The organism is Telluria sp. RT2P19, from assembly GCF_059685725.1.
In genome coordinates, this window is the sequence record NZ_JCASIL010000002.1 from 249,967 (window position 1) to 268,023 (window position 18,057).

The window sequence follows — 18,057 nt, forward strand, 5'->3', positions numbered from 1 at the left end:
CAATGGCTACGTATTTTTACCATTCTGCCTGCCAGTTATGTGCAGGTGCAGCATTTCCTGGGGCTGTACAATCGCCGCATGCTTTCCGAATTCGACCTCATCAAGCGCTACTTCAAGCGCGAACGCCCTGGACGCGCAACCCTGGGCATCGGCGACGACTGCGCCCTGCTCACGCCCATGCCTGGCCGCCAGATCGCCATTTCGTCCGACATGCTGGTCGAAGACCGTCACTTTTTCGCCGGCGCCGATCCAGTCATGCTGGGCCACAAGGCCTTGGCCGTGAACCTGTCCGACCTGGCGGCGATGGGCGCCCGGCCGGTTGCTTTTACCTTGGCCCTGGCGCTGCCGCTGGCCGATCCGGCATGGCTGGAAGGCTTTTCGCGTGGCCTGTTCGCGCTGGCCGACGCGCATGACTGCGAATTGATCGGCGGTGATACCACCAAGGGGCCGCTCAATATCTGCATCACCGTGTTCGGCGAACTGGCGCCGGGTCACGCGCTGCGGCGGTCGGCGGCGCGGCCGGGCGACGATATCTGGATCTCGGGCACGCTGGGCGATGCGCGCCTGGCGCTGGCCGGCTATTGGAAAGAGGTCGACCTCGATCCCCGTGAGCATGCGCAGGCGGCGCTGCGCTTGCACATGCCCACCCCGCGCGTGGCCCTGGGCCTGGCGCTGGCCGCGGCCCCCTGCGCGCACGCCGCGCTCGATATCTCGGACGGCCTGGTGGGCGATCTCGGCCACATCCTCGCGGCGTCCGGTGTCGGCGCCACGCTCGACGTCGACGCCCTGCCGGCCGGGCCCGTGCTGGCGCGGCAAGACCAGCAGCTGCGGCGCCGCTTCACGGCGGCAGGCGGCGACGACTACGAACTCTGTTTCACGGCCCCAGGCGAGCAGCGCGCAGCGGTGATCGCAGCAGCGGCGCTGGCCGCCACCCCGGTCACCCGGGTCGGCACGATCGAGGCCGCACCCGGCCTGCGCCTGGTCGACGCGCACGGCGCGCCGCTCGACCTGGGCTTGACGGGCTGGGACCATTTCAGCGTGGACTGATGAGCGCGGCTTGTCAATGTCACCACATGGGCGCTAGATGATCTTCGGTTGGACGACTGTCGTCAATCTCATGCTGCGCCATGGTGTTCTTGCTCAGCATCATCCGACCCTTGGTAGGAATCAACTCTCCCGACCACAGCCCACAGCGTTGCAAAAATGTAACTTGTTGTAAATAAGTTATGTCAGTACACTTCTCTCTTAATGCCTGAGTAATGGCGTTGTAGCAAATGGCGTACCTGCGACAGGTGTGCGTTTTTCCTCCTGTTGGCGCAGACAAGATCAACGGCAGTTGTTCGGACCAGCCTGAACTACAGAGGGAGGTAACTGTGCATCACACAGATACGCCAGGTAATGATCATTTGCTAAGCGGTCAGCAGTTGGACTACCTGGACGGGTGGCGGGGCGTCGCGATATCTTTACTTTTGATCGGGCATTTTGTTCCGTATTGGCGAATCGAATTTGCCGGAACGCTGGGTGTGCATTTCTTTTTTGTATTGTCAGGATTTCTAATGGCAAAACAACTTTTTCTGCATAAAGTCTCCCTTTCCACATTCTACAAGCGCCGCATTTCAAGGATCTTCCCGGCTCTGTATGTGTTTATCGCAGTGACGATCCTGCTTCACTTGATGTTGGAACTTCGTGTATCTTGGGAAGCGGCATTGGGCGCGACAGCGCTCATCAGGAATTATTACCCTGATGGATTCGAGGACACACTCCCTTTTGATCATATCTGGTCCCTGTCAGTGGAGGAACACAGCTATATTCTGCTCTCGGCAGTTGTCGTTCTATTTCGGAGTAAAATCGACAAGCAGCTGATCGTACTGGGGGTTCTGTCGTGCTGCTGCATTTTCATGGCTGCCTTGTATGAAGCGAAGTTCGACGGGCCGTTCGTCTATGGCCAAAAATTCGTACATACGGAAGTTGCTGCATTTGGCATATTCTTTTCCGGATTTCTTCTTCTGTGCCTGCGAAATATCAACAGAGCGATTCCGCCATATGTCTTTTACGCCTTGCCGGTAGTTGTCGTTGTCACTTATAACGTCAGTGCGCCCTACTCGGTAAAGATGCTGGTCGGCCTGGGAGCGCTCGCCTTGACTGTCAACATTCTTCATAAGGCACCTGGCTGGATGTTGCGTGCGCTTTCCTCGACAGGACTCCGCAAGCTGGGACTATGGTCCTATTCGCTGTATTTGTGGCAGCAGCCATTTTTCGCTCTCAAGAATAAAGAAATAATCTCGGCGCCAACGGCCTTTGTCCTGGCATTAACTGCCGGAATAGTGTCGTATTATCTAATCGAGGCGCCTGCCAGGAATTATCTGAATAAAACTTGGGCAAAGAAGAAACCACAGCCAACTGCATTGAGTACTTCGGATGCAGCGACTGTCGTTTAGCGCAACAACCGGGGCGATGCCTCATGTTGTACTGTTTCGGAACACGCCTTGATTTTTCGAGGAAACACGAGGGAAGCAGTCTGCTTTTCCATTTTCTGGTTCGACCGCTCGACATATGGCTGTTTCAGCCGGCTTGCCTTTGACACTCGGCATCAGCCTGCTCAGTGCGGCACCTTCCGTGAGAAGAAATTCAGGAAAGCTGGGCTATCTCACCCTGTGCGTTTTCTTCGCGCGGCGCCTTGCGGTCGTCATACGGCCCATACGTCATCCAGTAGTGCCGGAACGCGAGGCGGATATTGTCGCGCAGCTGCTGGTCGTCCCACGGCTTGGTGTAGAAGCGGTAGATCGCGCCGCGGTTGATCGAATCGAGCACCGACTCCACGCCGGTGTAGCCCGACAGGATGATGCGGATGGTCTCGGGGTACATCTCCTTGACCTTGCTGAGGAATTCGGTCCCGCTCATCACCGGCATGCGCTGGTCGCACAGGATCACGTGCACCCGGTACAGCGCCAGCAGATCGAAACCCTCGGCCGGCGAGGACGCCGTCAGCACGCGGTAGCCGTCGCGCCGGAACAGGCGGTGCAGCGCGGTGAGCACGTTCGGGTCGTCGTCGACGATCAGCAGGGTCTGCACCTTGTCGTCGGCGGGCTGCTTGTCTTCAGGCTTGGCGCGGTTGGAGACGACCATCTCGGCCAGCTGGTCGGCCGGCAACGCGCGCGAAAAGTAGAAGCCCTGGATCTGGTCGCAGCGGTGGCGCCGCAGGTAGGCCATCTGGGCCCGGGTCTCGACGCCTTCGGCGATCACCTGCATGTGCAGGCTGTGCGCCATGCTGATGATGGCCAGCGCGATCGCGGCGTCGTCCGGGTTGTTGACGATGTCGCGCACGAAGGCGATGTCGATCTTGAGCTTGTCGATCGGGAAGCGCTTCAGGTAGGCCAGGCTCGAGTAGCCGGTGCCGAAATCGTCGATCGCGATCCGGATCCCCAAGGCCTTGAGGCGCGTGAGGATTTCGGTGGTGTGCTCGGCGTTCTGCATCAGCGCGCTCTCGGTCAGCTCCAGCTCGAGCAGCCCGGCCTCGACGCCGTGGCGCGCCAGCGCGTCCTTGACCACGCCCTCGAGGTCGCCCTCGACGAACTGACGGCTCGACACGTTCACCGCGACCCGCACGTCGCGCACCCCGGCCGCGTTCCAGGCCGCGATCTGGCGGCAAGCCTCGTCGATGATCCAGTCGCCGACCCGCACCACCAGGCCCGTCTCTTCCATCACCGGCACGAATTCGGCCGGATACACGAGGCCGTAGCCGGGACGGTGCCAGCGCAGCAACGCCTCGGTGCCGGCGATGCGGCCGGTGTTCAATTCCATCTTGGGCTGGTAGTGCAGCACGAACTGGGAATCTTCGAGCGCGCCGCGCAGCGCCAGTTCCAGGTCCAGGCGCGCCAGCACCTGCACGTTCATGCCGGCGGTGAAGAAGCGGTAGCCGTCGCGGCCGGCCTCCTTGGCGCGCACCATGGCGGTGTCGGCATACTTGACCAGCGCGCCGGCGTCGACCGTGTCGTCCGGGTACATCGCGATGCCGATGCTGGCCGTGAGCGCGGCCTGCTGGCCGTGCAGGTCGAACGGCAGGCGCAGGGCGTCGCGCACGTCGTTGGCCATGTTTACCGCGTCCTGCTGTTCGCGCGGCATGCTGAGGATCAGCGCGAACTCGTCGCCGCCCAGGCGCCCCACCGCATCGCGTACCTTCACGCAGCGCACCAGGCGCGTGCTGAACTGCCGCAGCAGCTCGTCGCCGCCGCGCGTGCCGAGGGTGTCGTTGATCACCTTGAAGCGGTCGAGCGTGATGCACAGCACCGCCACGCGCCAGTTCTTGTCCTGGGCCAGCTCGATGGAGTCGCGCAGGTTTTCGAAGAACAGGGTGCGGTTGGGCAGGCCGGTCAGGGCGTCGTAGCTGGCTGCGTGGCGCAGGTTTTCCTGGGCCTGCAGGCGCTCGCTGATGTCGCGCGCCACCGCGATCAGCATGCGCTGGGCGCTCTGGCGCGCGTCCGGTTCCTGGAGCTTCCAGCTGATCTCGACCGCCACCGAGCCTTCGCCGCCGGCGCGCAACAGCTCGGTCTCGACGATGTCGGCCTCGGATTCGCCGTCGTGCGCGGCGCCGCCGCCCAGGAGGCGCTCGAGCTGGGTGCGCGTGGCCAGGCCCAGCGCGACCGGATCGATGCGCAGCAGCGCCTCGCGCGAAAAGCCCAGCATGCGGCAGGCGCCTTCCGAGACGTCGACCATCGCCATGCTGGCGGTGTCGATCAGGAACAGGGCGTCCGGGGTGGCATCCATCGCGCCGCGAAAGCGCGCCAGTTCGGCGGTGCGCTCGCGCACCTGGCGCTCCAGCTGGCTGCCGTAGTCGAGCGACTCGCGGTGCAGCAGGCGCACCTCGAGCAGGTTGCGGATGCGGGTCATCACCTCGACCGTGTCGAAGGGCTTGCCGATGAAGTCGCGCGCGCCCGCCTCGAGCGCCGCCAGTTTCTTGTCCGGCTCTGCCGTCACCACCAGCACCGGTAGCCAGGAATCGCGTTCCAGCGGTTTCAGGGCCTCCATCACGTCGAAGCCGTTCATGCCCGGCATGTGCAGGTCGAGGATGATCAGGTCGAAGCGGTGCTTGAGGTGCAGCGCCACCACCTGGCGCGGGTCGTGGGTCGAGCTGACGTTTTCGTAGCCGGTGGTCTTGAGGAGGTATTCGAGCAGTTGCACGTTCACCGGCTCGTCGTCGACGACGAGGATGCGCGCGCGCCGGATGTCGGGCAGGGAAATCATTGGTCCTTCCCTTCCTTCGGCGCGCCTATCGCGGGCTGCTGGGCCAGCGTACTCAACGTACTGTTGATCGCTTCAGTGAATTTCTCGATGTCGATCGGCTTGGTGAGATAGCGGTGGAAGCCTGCCGCCATCCCGCGCTCGATGTCGCGCGGCATGGCGTTGGCGGTCAGCGCGACCACCGGGATCCAGGTCGTCTCGGGATCGGCGCGCAGCTGGCGCAACACCTCGTAGCCGCTCATGCCGGGCAGGTTCAGGTCCATCAGGATGACCTCGGGACGATGCGCCTTGGCCAGCTGCAGGCCGAGGTGGCCATCGGGGGCCGACAGCAGGCGCAGGTCGCGCCGGAAGGCCACGATCTCTTCGACCAGGCGCAGGTTGGCCGGATTGTCCTCGACATACAGCAGCAGGTGCGGCTCGCATTCCTCGGGCACGGCCGCGGGTGCGCGCTCGGCCTCTGGGCCGCGCTCGGGCAGCGCCGACGCCAGCGGCGCGGTGCTGTCCAGTTCGATCCAGAACACGCTGCCGACGCCGGGGCTGCTGCTGACGCCGATCTCGCCGCCCATCAGTTCCACCAGGCGCTTGGTCACCACCAGGCCGATGCCGGTGCCTTCCTGGGCGCCGGCTTCCTGGCCCAGGCGATTGAACGGCTGGAACAGGCTGGCCACCTGTTCCGGATTCAGGCCGTGGCCGGTGTCCTGCACCGACAGCCGCAGGCGCCCCAGGGACGGCTGCTCGCAGGTGACCACCACCGCGCCTTCTTCGCGGTTGTACTTGATGGCGTTCGACAGCAGGTTGAGCAGCACCTGTTTCAGGCGCGTGCGGTCGGCCATCACCACCGCCCCGTCCACCGCCGGAAACAGCGCGCGCACCTTGCGGGTAGCGGCGATCGGCTCGATCATGGTACGCACCTCGAGCAGGATGTCGGCGAGTGCCACCGGCTCCATCGACAGCGTGACGGTGCCCGATTCGACCTTGGCCAGGTCGAGGATCTCGTTGATCAGGGTGAGCAGGTGGCGGCCCGACTTGAGGATGTGGTGCGCGAATTCCTTTTTCTGCTCCAGGGTCGAGGGCAGCGTATCGGAAGTCAGGATCTGGGCGAAGCCGAGGATCGCGTTGAGCGGCGTGCGCAGCTCGTGGCTCATCGAGGACAGGAAGGCCGACTTGGCCTGGTTGGCGCTCTTGGCCTCCTCGTTGGCGTTGGCCAGTTCGGCGTTGGCCAGCGCCAGCTGCAGGGTGCGCTCGTCGACCCGCTGCTCGAGCTGCTCGTTCAGGCGCATCACTTCCTGCTGCGCGCGCGAACGCTGCTGGGCCTCGCGCAGGATGGTGCTGTGGGTGTCTTCAAGCTCGCGGGTGCGGCCCTCGATCTCGGTCAGCATGGCGTTGAACGAATCGGCCAGTTCGGCCGCCTCGTCGTCGCCGATACGCGGCGCGCGGCGCGAATAATCGCGCGTGGCCACCACTTCGCGCGCGATTTCCGTGATCGCCACGATCGGGGCCGTGATCACGCGGCCCAGGCGCCGCATCAACAGGTAGGCGATGGCCATCGCCAGCAGGGTCACTCCGGCGGCGATCGCGAGATAGTCGAGGGTGCGCGCCAGCAGGCGGTTCTCGGCGCGCAGTATGACGGTGCCGACGGTGTCGCCATTCTCGACGATCGGCTGGCGCACCACCAGGTCGTTGTCGCCGCCCTGGGGCAGGCTGGCGGCGTCCAGGCGCTCGGGAATCTGGCGGGGTTCGCCGGCGGCGGCATAGGACGCGAACAGCTTGCCTTGCGCGTCATAGATGGCGGCAGCGCGCACCCGGGGGCTGGTGCGCAGCAGCGCCAGATTTTCGTTGGCCAGGCGCGGGTCGTCGAAGCTCAGGGCGGCGGACGTCATATGGCCAACCAGTTCGGCCTGCGTCGAGAGATCGTTTACCAGGGCGCGGTGGTAGCTGCGCAGGTCATAGGCGATCACGATGGCGATCGAGACCAGCAGAGCGACGAAGGTCGTCGTCATCACCACCGCCACCAGCTTCTTGCGGATCGAGCGCTGGCGGCTCATGCTTCCTCCACGGACCGCTCACGCATGCGCGGCATGTAAAAATTCTAACAAAATCGAGAAATCGGGCATTGCCAGCATAGCAGCACGCTTGTGTCGCATGTCGCACGGAACATTTCCGGTTCCAGGCAGGGAGCTGTCACGACGACAATGCGGCTGGCACTGTAAACGTTCCCCTGTCGTTTGGGTAGCCATTTTTGGATGTTTGCCATGTCGTGCGCCGACACGGCGCGCTAGAATGATCCGTACGCGGACAAGCCCGGCCGGTTTCCCGACGTGGCACTCGCCACGGCCGGCGGCTTGCAAAGGAGACCCACGTGACGAACGAACTTACCGACCTTGCCCAGAAAGTCAGCGACACCCTAGGGCCAAAGAACCTGATGCTGGCCACCGCCGAATCCTGCACCGGCGGCGGCATCGCGTACGCGCTCACCGAGATCCCCGGCTCGGGCGACTGGTTCGACTGCGGCTTCGTGACTTACTCGAACACCGCCAAGAACGAGATGCTGGACGTGCCCGACGCCGTGATCGCGCAATTCGGCGCGGTCAGCGAAGAGGTGGCGGCGGCCATGGCCTCGGGCGCCGTGGCCAACAGCAATGCCGACATCGGCGTCTCGACCACCGGCATCGCCGGCCCGACCGGCGCCGTGCCCGGCAAGCCGATCGGCACCGTGTGCTTCGGCTGGGCGCGCGGCGACCATGTCCATACCGAACGCCTGGTTTTCCAGGGCGACCGCCACGCGGTGCGCGAGCAATCCATCGCCCACGCGCTACGCGGCATCCTGCGCCTGGTGGAATAAGGCGGGCGATGGCGCCAGCATCCGGCCCGGTCGCGGGCGCCATCCTGCTGTCGCTGGCCCTGTGCCCGCCCGCCGCACGGGCGGATGCACCCACGGCGCATACCGCGGTGCATACCGCTGTGCATACCATCTATGCGGCCGGCGACATCGCGCGCTGCAAGCATCCCGACCCGCGCTGGTCGGGCGCCGCCGCCACCGCAACCCTGGTCGAATGGGCGCTGCGCGCCGACCCGCGCGCCGTCGTGCTGACCCTGGGCGACCATACCTATCCGAACGGCACGGCGCGCGAATTCGCCGACTGCTACGGCCCGACCTGGGGACGCTTGCGCGCCCGCACCTGGCCGACGCCCGGCAACCATGAGTACAACACGAAGGATGCGCTACCCTATTTCGATTACTTCGGCGACCGTGCGCGCGGCGTCGACGGCCACGGCTACTACGGCCTGCGGCTGGGCGCCTGGCACATCGTCTCGCTCAACAGCAACCTGAAGGGCGAACGGCACGCGGCCCAGCTGGCGTGGCTGCGCGCCGAGCTGGCAAGCAGCACCGCCTCTTGTACGCTCGCCTTCTGGCACCACCCCGGCTTCAGTTCCGGCGGCCACCGGGGTCCGGGCCACCTGCACGACGCCTGGGATATCCTCTACCGGGCCGGCGCCGAGCTGGTGCTGTCCGGGCACGACCACGACTATGAGCGTTTCGCGCCCCAGGACGCCCACGGCCGGCCAGACCCCGCGCGCGGCCTGCGCCAGTTCGTGGTCGGCACCGGCGGCGCCTACGCCACGCCTTTCCTGCGTATCCGGGATAATAGCGAGGTGCGCGAAGCCAGCTTCGACGGCGTGCTGCGGTTGCGGCTGCTGGCGAACGGCTATGAGTGGCAATTCCTGGCCGCCGACCCCGAACGGGTGCCGGCCGGCGCGACGCTCGACCGCGGCACCGGCAGTTGTCATTGAATTACGGAGAATATTTGAACATCCCCACCCTGATGGTCCCGCTGATGCTGGCCGCTGCGTCAGCAGCCGGCCAGGCCCAGGACCAGCCTCGCGCCCCGGCATCGGCGCCGGTCCCGTCGATCGCTTTCGAGAAAACCGTGCTGCCCAACGGCCTGCAGCTGATCCTGGTCGAGGACAAGCGCCTGCCGATCGTGGCCGTCAACCTGTGGTACCACGTGGGCCCGGCCAACGAGGCGCCCGGCCTGACGGGCTTCGCCCACCTGTTCGAGCACATGATGTTCGCCGCCACCCGCCACATCCCGCGCGGCGAGGCCGACCGCCTGCTCGAAGGCGCGGGCGCGACCGACAGCAACGGCGGTACCGGCTTCGACAGCACCAGCTACTACGACACGGTGCCGAGCAACCAGCTCGAGCTGGCGCTGTGGGTCCATGCCGACCGCATGGGCTTCCTGCTGGACGTGCTCGACCAGCAGGCCCTGACCAACCAGCAGGACGTGGTGCGCAACGAGCGGCGCCAGACGGTCGAGGGCGAACCATACGGCATCGTCGAGGAAGCGCTGCTGCAGACCCTGTTCCCCAAGGGCCATCCATATGCGGCCTCGATCATCGGTTCGCACGCCGACATCCAGGGCGCGCGGCTCGAAGACGTGCGCACCTTCTTCACCGACTACTATGGCCCCAATAATGCCAGCCTGGTGATCGCCGGCGATATCGACAAGGCCAGGACACGCGAACTGGTCACGCGTTATTTCGGCGGCCTGCGCCGTGGGCCGGACGTGGTGCGTCCCAGGATCGTGACGCCGCCGATCACGGCCGAGCGCCGGGTCGTGGTGCGCGACCGGGTCGAGCTGCCGCGCGTGTTCATGGGCTGGCTGACGCCGGCCGCCTACCAGCCGGACGACGCCGAGCTGGCGGTGGCCGCGACCATCCTCGGCGGCGGCAAGTCGAGCCGCCTCTATCAATCGCTGGTGTACGAACGCCAGATCGCGCAGGACGTGTCGAGCACCCAGACCTCGCTCGGCCTGGCCTCGACCTTCGTGGTCGACGTCACCGCGCGCGCCGGCCACACGCCGCAGGAACTGGAAGCGGCGATCGACGCCGAGCTGGAACGGCTGCGCAAGGAAGGTCCGTTCGAGCACGAAGTCGAACGCGCCCGCAACAGCCTCGAGACCGCCCTGCTGGCGTCGCTCGAAAAACTCGGCGGCGACGGCCTGGCCGAGCAGCTCAACCACTACAACCTGTACACGGGCGACCCGGGCTACCTGGAACAAGACCTGGCGCGGCTGCGGCGCATCGATGCCGCCGCCGTCCAGCGCGCCGTGCAGGCCTGGCTCAAGCCAGATGCGCGCGCCGTGGTGACCGGCGTTCCCGGCAAGCCGAGGATCGACGATCCACGCACGCCCAGGCAAGCCAAGCCGGCGCCGGCGGCCGCCGCGCACACCGCGCACATCGCGCTCAACGAGCCCGAACCGTGGCGCGCGACGCCGCCCGTGGCCGGCCCCACGCCGCAAGTCGTGCTGCCGCGCGGGGACACATTCAGGCTCGCGAACGGCCTGACCGTGATCCACCACCACAATCCGGCGCTGCCGCTGGTCTCGAGCCAGTTGGTGGTCAAGAGCGGCGGCGCGGCGAATCCGGCCAGCCTGCCTGGCCTGGCCGGATTCACCGCCCAGATGCTGGAAGAAGGCACGGCCACGCGCAGCGCGCCGCAGATCGCGGACGAGATCGCGCAGCTGGGCGCCTTCATGGATACCGGCAGCAGCGATGACGTCTCGACGGTCTCGCTGCTGGCGCTGCGTTCGACCTTCGCCCGCGCGCTCGAGGTGGTGGCCGACATCGTCCAGCACCCCTCGTTCCCGGCGGCCGAGATCGAGCGCCAGCGGGCGGATCGCCTGGGTTCCCTGACCCAGCAGCGCGACGATCCGGAAACGGTGGCGGCGCTGGCGGCGGCGGGCGCCCTGTTCGGCAGCGCGCATCCGAAGGCCTATGGCCAGCTGGGCCTGGCGCCGGCGATCCGCGCCACCACGCGTGACGACATCGCCGGCTTCTGGCGCCGGCACTACGTCCCATCGAATGCGGCGCTGGTGGTGACCGGCGACATCACGCGCGCCGAGCTGGAAGCGCTGGCCCAGGCGCAGTTCGGCGCCTGGCCGGCGTCTGACGCGCCAACGCTCGCTCCGATCGAGACACGCCCCACGCAGGCGCGCCTGGTCATCGTCGACCAGCCCGACGCAACGCAGACCGCGCTGCAGGTGGCCTGCATGGGCCCCAGCCGCGACACGCCCGACTTCCCGGCCCTGCAGGTGATGAACGGCGCGCTGGGCGGCATGTTCTCGAGCCGCCTGAACCACAACCTGCGCGAGACCAAGGGGTACACCTACGGCATCTACTCGCACTTCGACTACGACCGCGCGCCGGCGCCGTTCTCGGTCGAGGCCAGCGTGCAGCAGGACGCCACCGGCGCATCGGTGCGCGAGATCCTGCGCGAGATCGCCGCCATGCGCGAGCAGCCCTTGTCCAGCGCCGAATTGACGGCGGCGCGCAACGCCCAGCTGCTGTCGCTGCCGGGCCAGTTCGAGACCAATGCCGACATCGGCGCCAGCCTGACCGAGTTGTTCGTCTACGGACTGGCGCCTGATTATTACGACAAGCTGGCGCGGGGGCTGGCCGAAGTCGGCGTGGAAGACGTGCAGGACGTGGCGCGGCGTTACCTCGACCCCGACAAGATGATCGTGGTGGCCGTCGGCGAGCGGCGCAAGATCCTGCCGCAGCTGCACAAGCTCGGCCTGGGCCAGCCGGAGCTGCGCGACGCTGACGGCCAGCTGGCGCCGGTGACCGCGAAAAAGAAGAAGCGCTAGGCGAACGGGCGGGCCAGCCGCTCGTCCTCGCCGGCCATGTCCATCGCGCCGGGATGCGCGTAGCACACGAAATCGCGGCCGCGCGCAAAGGCCAGCAAGGTCATGCCGGCCTGCTCGGCCAGGGCGATCGCGGCCGTCGTCGGCGCCGACATGCCGACCAGCGCCGGCACGCCGGCCATGATCGCTTTTTGCGCCATCTCGAAGCTGACCCGGCTCGTGATGAGCAGGAAGCCCTCGGCGGGCCGCTCCCCTGCCTGCGCCATCGCGCCGATCACCTTGTCCAGCGCATTATGGCGGCCGATGTCTTCGCGCACCAGGCGCAGGCTGCCGTCCATCCCGCACCAGGCGGCGGCATGGGCGGCGCCGGTCAGGTGGGTCAGTTGCTGCCGGGCGCCGATGGCGGCCAGCGCGCGGCGCACGCCGCCGGCATGCAGGCCGCGCGCCGGCGCCAGGGTGGGCAAGGGGCGGCGCACCTGGCGCAGGCTGTCCACGCCGCACAGTCCGCAGCCGGTGCGGCCGGCCATGCTGCGCCGGCGTTCCTTGAGCGCCATGAAGGCGGCGCCGGCGATCTCGAGCTGCACGGTAATGCCCTCCGCGCCGTCTTCGACCTCGATGCCGTAGCAGTCGGCGGCGCGGGCGATGATGCCCTCGCTCAGTGAAAAGCCGAGCGCGAATTCTTCGAGCTCGGCCGGCGTCGCCATCATCACCGCATGCGAGATGCCGTTGTAGACCAGGGCGACCGGCGTTTCGTCGGCCACCATGTCCTCGACCCGGGTGAGGACGTCGGCGCGCATGCGCACGACCGGGCAGGATCGCGCGGTCGTCGTCGTGCCTGCGCCCGGCTCGGCGCCGTACCGTCCGACTCCTGGTATGTCTTTCCCTGTCATCTCCGCTCCCTTGGCTCGGGACTATTCTAGGACGATTATCGAAATCGGCGATTTCGGCAGGCCGTGCTTGCCCGGCGCAGATTTTTGACCTAACATATGAACACCTATTCATATGTTAGATTTTAAGCCGACCTTGAAGCCAACCATCGAACACGCCCGCGTGCATCCGGCAGCCCAAGCCATCGCCCCGCCGCCCGAGGAAGCGATCGGCCAGCTGGCCGATCTGTTCCACCTGCTGGGTGATCCCACCCGGCTGCGCATCGTGCTGGCCTGCCTGGCCCAGCCGACGGCGGTGGGCGAGATCGCAACCGGCCTGGCGCTGTCGAGTTCCCTGGTCAGCCACCACCTGCGCCTGTTGCGCGCGGCCCGCATCGTCAAGGCCGAGCGCCAGGGCAAGCAAGTCTTCTATTCGGCCGCCGACGCCCACATCAGCAGCCTGCTCTCCACCATGTTCGAGCACATCGCCGAACCCGCCAACGGAATGGACGCATGAGCCAAGACCACGCACACGACCACAAGCATGCGCACGATCATGGTCACGATCATCACGACCATGGCCATTCGCATGGCTTCGGCCACCACCACCATCACCACCTGCCCTCGCCCGATGGCCATGGCCGCGCCTTCGCGCTGGCCATCGGCCTGAACCTGGCCTTCGTCATCGTCGAGTTCACCTACGGCTTTATCGCGCACTCCACCGCGCTGATGGCCGACGCCGGCCACAACCTGTCCGATGTGCTGGGCCTGGTGCTCGCCTGGGGCGCGGCCGTGCTGGCCAAGAGCGTCCCCAAGGGCCGCTATACCTACGGCTTGCGCGGTTCGTCGATTCTGGCGGCGCTCGGCAATGGCCTGCTCCTGATGGTGGCCTGTGGCGCCATCGCCTGGGAAGCGGTGCAGCGCATCGCCGAACCGGCGCCCGTCGCCGGCGCCACGGTGTCGATCGTGGCCGCCATCGGGGTCGTGATCAACGGCTTCTCGGCCTGGCTGTTCCTGGCCGGCAGCAAGGGCGACCTGAATATCCGCGGCGCCTACCTGCACATGGCGGCCGACGCGGCGCTATCGCTGGGCGTGGTGATATCGGGCCTGGCGATCATGTACTCGGGCTGGACCTGGATCGATCCGATCGTGAGCCTGGTGATCGTGGTGGTGATCGTGATCGGCACCTGGTCGCTGCTGCGCGAATCGGTGCAACTGTCGATGGCGGCGGTGCCGCCGAACGTGGACGCGGACAAGGTCAAGTCCTTCCTGGCCAGCCGGCCCGGCGTGACCGAAGTCCATGACCTGCACATCTGGGCCATGAGCACGACCGAGACCGCGCTCACCGCCCACCTGGTGATCCCGGGCGGTTACCCTGGAGATGCGACGCTCGACGCGATCGAGCACACGCTGCGCGACGAGTATGCGATCCACCACTGCACGCTGCAGGTGGAACAGGGGACGATCCATCACCATTGCACGCTGCAGGGACATGCGCAGTAAGCGCCTGCCCCGGTAGCTCCAAGGCAAATCAGCCGGCCAGGTTGGCGTACAAGGCCGTGCTGAGATAACGCTCGCCGAACGAAGGAATGATGGTGACGATCAGCTTGCCCGCATTCTCGGGCCGGCGCGCCACCTGGATCGCGGCCCACAGCGCCGCGCCGGAAGAGATGCCGACCAGCAGCCCCTCCTCGCGCGCGGCGGCGCGCGCCGTCTCGAAGGCATCCTCGTTCTTCACGCAGATGACTTCGTCGTAGGACGAGGTATTGAGCACCTGCGGTACGAAGCCGGCGCCGATGCCCTGGATCGGGTGCGGCCCCTTGCTCCCTGCCGACAGCATCGGCGAAGCCTCGGGCTCCACGGCGATCACCTGGAAACCGGGCCGGCGCGGCTTGATGACCTCGCTGACGCCGGTAATCGTGCCGCCGGTGCCCACGCCCGCGACCAGGATGTCGATCTTGCCGTCGGTGTCGCGCCAGATTTCCTCGGCCGTGGTGCGGCGGTGCACCTCGGGGTTGGCGGGATTGTTGAATTGCTGCGGCATGAAGGCGCGCGGGTCGTTCGCCACGATCTCTTCGGCGCGGCGGATCGCGCCGACCATGCCTTCGCTGCCGGGCGTGAGCACCAGTTCGGCGCCGTAGGCGCGCAACAGCATGCGCCGCTCGCTGCTCATGGTCTCGGGCATCACCAGCTTGCAGCGGTAGCCGCGCGCCGCGCACACCATCGCCAGCGCGATGCCGGTATTGCCGCTGGTGGGTTCGACGATGGTGGCATCGGAATCGATCAGGCCGGCCGCCTCGGCGGCCTCGATCATGGCCAGGCCGATGCGGTCCTTGACACTGTGCGCGGGGTTGTGAAATTCCAGCTTGCCGACCAGATCGGCGCCGGAGTGTGCTCCACCCGCCGCCGCCAGCTTGCGAATGCGCACCAGCGGGGTATTGCCGATCAGTTCAGTGACATCGTTCGCGATTCTCATACCGCCTCCCGTTGTCGAACAAACAGCGTTATTTGACGTCCAATAGTTCCACGTCGAAGATCAGGTCGGAATCGGGCGGGATCATGCCGCCGCCCGCGCCGCGCTTGCCATAGGCCAACGCGCTCGGGATGATCAGGGTACGCTTGCCGCCCACCTTCATGCCGGCCACGCCCTGCTCCCAGCCCTTGATCACGCGGCCCGCGCCGAGCTGGAACTCGAGCGGATCACGGCCGGCGTCGAGCGACGAGTCGAACTTGCGTCCGCGCTGCTGCTTGGCCAGCGGCTTGTGGAACCAACCGGTGTAGTTGACCACGACATTGCTGCCGAGGGATGCCTCCTTGCCCTTGCCGACCACGCGGTCGACGATCTCGACCTGGGGCGCGGGCGCCTCGGCCACCGGCGCCGGGACCTGATTGTCCGGCGGCGCGACCGGTGGCGTGCTTGACTGCTGCACGTCCGGCGGCGGCTGGGTGGTCGGCTTGCTGGCGTCCTGGGCGCCTTCCTGCGCCTGGACGCTCGCGGCGGCCAACAGCAGGGCAATGAATGCGGATCGACGAATCATGTGTGCTCTTCCATCAAAGGGCAACCGTGGGTTGCAACAATCTTATGATAACAAGGCCGCTTCGGCTTGCACAGTTTGCCCGACCGGGACGGCGGCCTCGGCGGCGACCTCCGTGGCCTCGGCGGCGGCCGCGGCTTCCGCCAGGCGGCGCAACACCTGCCCCGCCGTCACCATGCCGAAGGTGGCGGTGACCACCATGCTGGAACCGAAGCCGGCGCAATTCAGGCCGGTGATGCTGTTCGGATCGACCGCGCAGGCGTCGCCCGCGTCGGGATAACGCAGCGGTTCCATCGAGAATACGGCGTCGATGTGGTATTTCTGCTTCTCGCCGCGCGAGAATCCGTATTGCGCACGGAGGATCTTGCGCACTTTCTTGAGCAGCGGCTCTTGCTCGGTACGGGCAAGATCGCGGATCTCGACCTTGGTCGGATCGATCTGGCCGCCCGCGCCGCCCACCACCACCAGCGGCATCTTGTTGGCGCTGCACCAGGCGATCAGGGCCGCCTTCGGCTTCACGCTGTCGATGGCGTCGACGACGTAGTCGATATTCTTGTCCGCGATCATTGCCGGGATATTCTCGACATCGATAAAATCCTCGACCAGCGTGACCTGGCAGAAGGGATTGATCTGGGCGATACGTTGTTTCAATGCCTCGATCTTGGCCATGCCGACGGTCGACGACAGCGCCTGGATCTGGCGATTGATATTGGACTCCGCCACATTGTCGAGATCGATCAGGGTCAGGTGGCCGATCGCGCTGCGCGCCAGCGCCTCCACGACCCACGAGCCGACGCCGCCAACGCCGATCACGCAGACGTGCGCCCCACGGAAACGTTCGAGCGCACGCTCGCCATAGAGGCGCGCGATGCCGCCAAAACGGCGCGCGAAGTCGACTTCTTCTTCCAAAGTTGCCGAAAAGAGCTGAGTATTGATCTGGTTCATCCCGATATTGTAGCGGACAGGCCTTTCGCATCTGCACTAAAATACCTCTTAGATAATCAAATATTTTTGCGTGTCGCCAACACATTACGAGAAACGCCATGAGCTCCCTCCTGCCCGACACCGCCCCCGATTTCGACCAGCCTATCGCCGTGCTGAAGCACTGCCACGGACGTATCCGCAAGCAGCTCGCGACCCTCGAAAAACTGCTCGCCCACCTGCCGCAACACGGCGCCGACGAGCAGGCGCGCCAGGCGGCCAGCGCCGTGCTGCGCTATTTCGACAAGGCGGCCCACCTGCACCACGACGACGAGGAGCAGGACCTGATCCCGATGCTGTACGCCACCGCCCAGGGCGAGGACGCCGTCACCCTGCGCGCGCTGGCGCCGACCATCCTGCAGGATCACAAGGATATGGATGCGTTGTGGCAAGACCTGCACGAGCAGCTGACCGCGATTGCCGAAGGCACGGGGACGGCATTGTCCGACAGCCAGGTGCGGCGCTTCGTGGCCAGCTACACCTCGCACATGGAACGCGAGGAAGGCACGGTGGCGCCGATGGCGATGCGCCTGTTCTCGCCAGAACAGATGGCGCGCCTGGGCCAGGCCATGCAACTGCGGCGCGGCATCGCGGCGCCGACCACCCCGTTGTCGCCGGCGCTGGGCCAGGCCGTGGCCGACCTGCGCAAGGATTACGGCCAGGCCAGCCTGGACGAGGCCGACGTGCTCGATGATCCGATCGACCAGTTCACGGCCTGGTTCGAGCAGGCCCTGAAGGCCGAGGTGAACGAGCCCAATGCGATGTCGTTGTCCACCGTCGCCGCCGATGGCCGGCCGAGCTCGCGCATCGTGCTGGTCAAGCAATTCGACCCGCGCGGCTTTACCTGGTACACGAACTACGACAGCAAGAAGGGGTCGGATTTGCGCGACAACAGCTATGCTGCCTTGTTGTTCTTCTGGAGCGAACTCGAACGTCAGGTGCGCATCGAAGGACGTGTGGAGCGCGCCGGGCCGGATGAGAGCGACCGCTATTTCCGCAGCCGTCCCCTCAAGAGCCGGCTGTCGGCGATCGCCTCGCAGCAGAGCGCGCCGATCGCCAGCCGCGCGCAACTCGAACAGAACTACGACGTCGTGGCGCAGGGGGCCGGCGAGGATCCGGCGCGTCCCGACAACTGGGGCGGCTATCGCCTGATCCCCGATCGCATCGAATTCTGGCAAGGCCGGCGCTCGCGCTTCCATGACCGCATCGTCTACGAGCGGCAGGAAGACGGCAGCTGGACGCGCCGGCGTTTGCAACCGTGAGCGGCGAAGGATAGGTCCGCGGGCGGCT

The 18,057-nt window shown here is 66.2% G+C and carries 14 protein-coding genes; 8 read left to right on the plus strand and 6 right to left on the minus strand.

Annotation, left to right across the window (positions count from 1 at the left end; all coding sequences use genetic code 11):
• Positions 1-78 precede the first annotated feature (78 nt).
• Both thiL and AC56KW_RS03285 read left to right on the plus strand, forming a co-directional pair.
• A complete protein-coding gene (gene thiL / locus AC56KW_RS03280; protein WP_497169296.1) occupies positions 79-1,047 on the plus strand; it encodes a thiamine-phosphate kinase in 969 nt (322 codons plus the stop codon).
• Between the two features lie 227 nt (positions 1,048-1,274).
• The gene (locus tag AC56KW_RS03285) at positions 1,275-2,438 is read left to right on the plus strand and encodes an acyltransferase family protein (protein WP_497169297.1); all 1,164 of its coding nucleotides are present in this window, start codon (positions 1,275-1,277) and stop codon (positions 2,436-2,438) included.
• A gap of 190 nt (positions 2,439-2,628) precedes the next feature.
• Here AC56KW_RS03285 and AC56KW_RS03290 read toward each other — a convergent pair whose 3' ends face one another.
• Both AC56KW_RS03290 and AC56KW_RS03295 read right to left on the minus strand, forming a co-directional pair.
• The gene (locus AC56KW_RS03290; protein ID WP_497169298.1) at positions 2,629-5,241 is read right to left on the minus strand and encodes an EAL domain-containing protein; all 2,613 of its coding nucleotides are present in this window, start codon (positions 5,239-5,241) and stop codon (positions 2,629-2,631) included.
• Positions 5,238-7,283, minus strand: coding sequence for a sensor histidine kinase, YfiR-like protein-associated (locus tag AC56KW_RS03295; protein WP_497169299.1), 2,046 nt, complete (start codon positions 7,281-7,283; stop codon positions 5,238-5,240). Before AC56KW_RS03295 ends, AC56KW_RS03290 begins: the two co-directional genes overlap by 4 nt.
• Before the next feature lie 314 nt (positions 7,284-7,597).
• Here AC56KW_RS03295 and AC56KW_RS03300 point away from each other — a divergent pair, with 314 nt between their 5' ends.
• Genes AC56KW_RS03300 through AC56KW_RS03310 form a run of 3 tightly spaced genes read left to right on the plus strand, consistent with a single transcriptional unit; the run spans position 7,598 to position 11,888 of the window.
• The gene (locus tag AC56KW_RS03300) at positions 7,598-8,080 is read left to right on the plus strand and encodes a CinA family protein (RefSeq protein ID WP_497169300.1); all 483 of its coding nucleotides are present in this window, start codon (positions 7,598-7,600) and stop codon (positions 8,078-8,080) included.
• Positions 8,081-8,088: 8 nt separating this feature from the next.
• Positions 8,089-9,030: a metallophosphoesterase family protein gene (locus tag AC56KW_RS03305; protein WP_497169301.1), complete on the plus strand. Its 942-nt coding sequence runs from the start codon at positions 8,089-8,091 to the stop codon at positions 9,028-9,030.
• 14 nt (positions 9,031-9,044) lie between these two features.
• Entirely contained in the window at positions 9,045-11,888 is a 2,844-nt protein-coding gene (locus AC56KW_RS03310) for a M16 family metallopeptidase (RefSeq protein WP_497169302.1), read from the plus strand.
• Here AC56KW_RS03310 and fdhD read toward each other — a convergent pair.
• Positions 11,885-12,775 (minus strand): formate dehydrogenase accessory sulfurtransferase FdhD, encoded by an 891-nt coding sequence (gene fdhD, locus AC56KW_RS03315; RefSeq protein ID WP_497169303.1) that lies wholly within the window; start codon positions 12,773-12,775, stop codon positions 11,885-11,887. The two genes, AC56KW_RS03310 and fdhD, sit on opposite strands and share 4 nt — an antisense overlap.
• Before the next feature lie 160 nt (positions 12,776-12,935).
• On the opposite strand from fdhD, the gene AC56KW_RS03320 reads away from it, so the two are divergent.
• Together AC56KW_RS03320 and AC56KW_RS03325 are read left to right on the plus strand one after the other, a co-directional pair.
• The gene (locus tag AC56KW_RS03320) at positions 12,936-13,268 is read left to right on the plus strand and encodes an ArsR/SmtB family transcription factor (protein ID WP_497169495.1); all 333 of its coding nucleotides are present in this window, start codon (positions 12,936-12,938) and stop codon (positions 13,266-13,268) included.
• Entirely contained in the window at positions 13,265-14,254 is a 990-nt protein-coding gene (locus AC56KW_RS03325; protein ID WP_497169304.1) for a cation diffusion facilitator family transporter, read from the plus strand. Before AC56KW_RS03320 ends, AC56KW_RS03325 begins: the two co-directional genes overlap by 4 nt.
• Before the next feature lie 28 nt (positions 14,255-14,282).
• On the opposite strand, the gene cysK is transcribed toward AC56KW_RS03325, so the two are convergent.
• The 3 genes from cysK to tcdA are packed head-to-tail and all read right to left on the minus strand — an operon-like array spanning position 14,283 to position 16,731.
• The gene (cysK, locus tag AC56KW_RS03330; protein WP_497169305.1) at positions 14,283-15,227 is read right to left on the minus strand and encodes a cysteine synthase A; all 945 of its coding nucleotides are present in this window, start codon (positions 15,225-15,227) and stop codon (positions 14,283-14,285) included.
• Positions 15,228-15,255: 28 nt separating this feature from the next.
• Complete coding sequence (locus tag AC56KW_RS03335) at positions 15,256-15,789, minus strand: FKBP-type peptidyl-prolyl cis-trans isomerase (protein ID WP_497169306.1); 534 nt, start codon at positions 15,787-15,789, stop codon at positions 15,256-15,258.
• 42 nt (positions 15,790-15,831) lie between these two features.
• A complete protein-coding gene (gene tcdA / locus AC56KW_RS03340) occupies positions 15,832-16,731 on the minus strand; it encodes a tRNA cyclic N6-threonylcarbamoyladenosine(37) synthase TcdA (protein ID WP_497169307.1) in 900 nt (299 codons plus the stop codon).
• A gap of 98 nt (positions 16,732-16,829) precedes the next feature.
• Here tcdA and pdxH point away from each other — a divergent pair, with 98 nt between their 5' ends.
• Positions 16,830-18,029 carry a pyridoxamine 5'-phosphate oxidase gene (gene pdxH, locus AC56KW_RS03345; protein ID WP_497169308.1) on the plus strand — a complete coding sequence of 400 codons (1,200 nt, stop codon included), beginning with the start codon at positions 16,830-16,832 and terminating at the stop codon, positions 18,027-18,029.
• The last annotated feature ends 28 nt before the right edge of the window (positions 18,030-18,057 follow it).

What these genes read in the sequence shown, in the direction of transcription:
- thiL (WP_497169296.1), top strand. Translation starts at nt 79, where the DNA reads ATGCTTTCCGAATTCGACCTCATCAAGCGCTACTTCAAGCGCGAACGC.
- AC56KW_RS03285 (WP_497169297.1), top strand. Translation starts at nt 1,275, where the DNA reads ATGGCGTACCTGCGACAGGTGTGCGTTTTTCCTCCTGTTGGCGCAGAC.
- AC56KW_RS03290 (WP_497169298.1), bottom strand. Translation starts at nt 5,241, where the DNA reads ATGATTTCCCTGCCCGACATCCGGCGCGCGCGCATCCTCGTCGTCGAC.
- AC56KW_RS03295 (WP_497169299.1), bottom strand. Translation starts at nt 7,283, where the DNA reads ATGAGCCGCCAGCGCTCGATCCGCAAGAAGCTGGTGGCGGTGGTGATG.
- AC56KW_RS03305 (WP_497169301.1), top strand. Translation starts at nt 8,089, where the DNA reads ATGGCGCCAGCATCCGGCCCGGTCGCGGGCGCCATCCTGCTGTCGCTG.
- fdhD (WP_497169303.1), bottom strand. Translation starts at nt 12,775, where the DNA reads ATGACAGGGAAAGACATACCAGGAGTCGGACGGTACGGCGCCGAGCCG.
- AC56KW_RS03325 (WP_497169304.1), top strand. Translation starts at nt 13,265, where the DNA reads ATGAGCCAAGACCACGCACACGACCACAAGCATGCGCACGATCATGGT.
- cysK (WP_497169305.1), bottom strand. Translation starts at nt 15,227, where the DNA reads ATGAGAATCGCGAACGATGTCACTGAACTGATCGGCAATACCCCGCTG.
- AC56KW_RS03335 (WP_497169306.1), bottom strand. Translation starts at nt 15,789, where the DNA reads ATGATTCGTCGATCCGCATTCATTGCCCTGCTGTTGGCCGCCGCGAGC.
- tcdA (WP_497169307.1), bottom strand. Translation starts at nt 16,731, where the DNA reads ATGAACCAGATCAATACTCAGCTCTTTTCGGCAACTTTGGAAGAAGAA.
- pdxH (WP_497169308.1), top strand. Translation starts at nt 16,830, where the DNA reads ATGAGCTCCCTCCTGCCCGACACCGCCCCCGATTTCGACCAGCCTATC.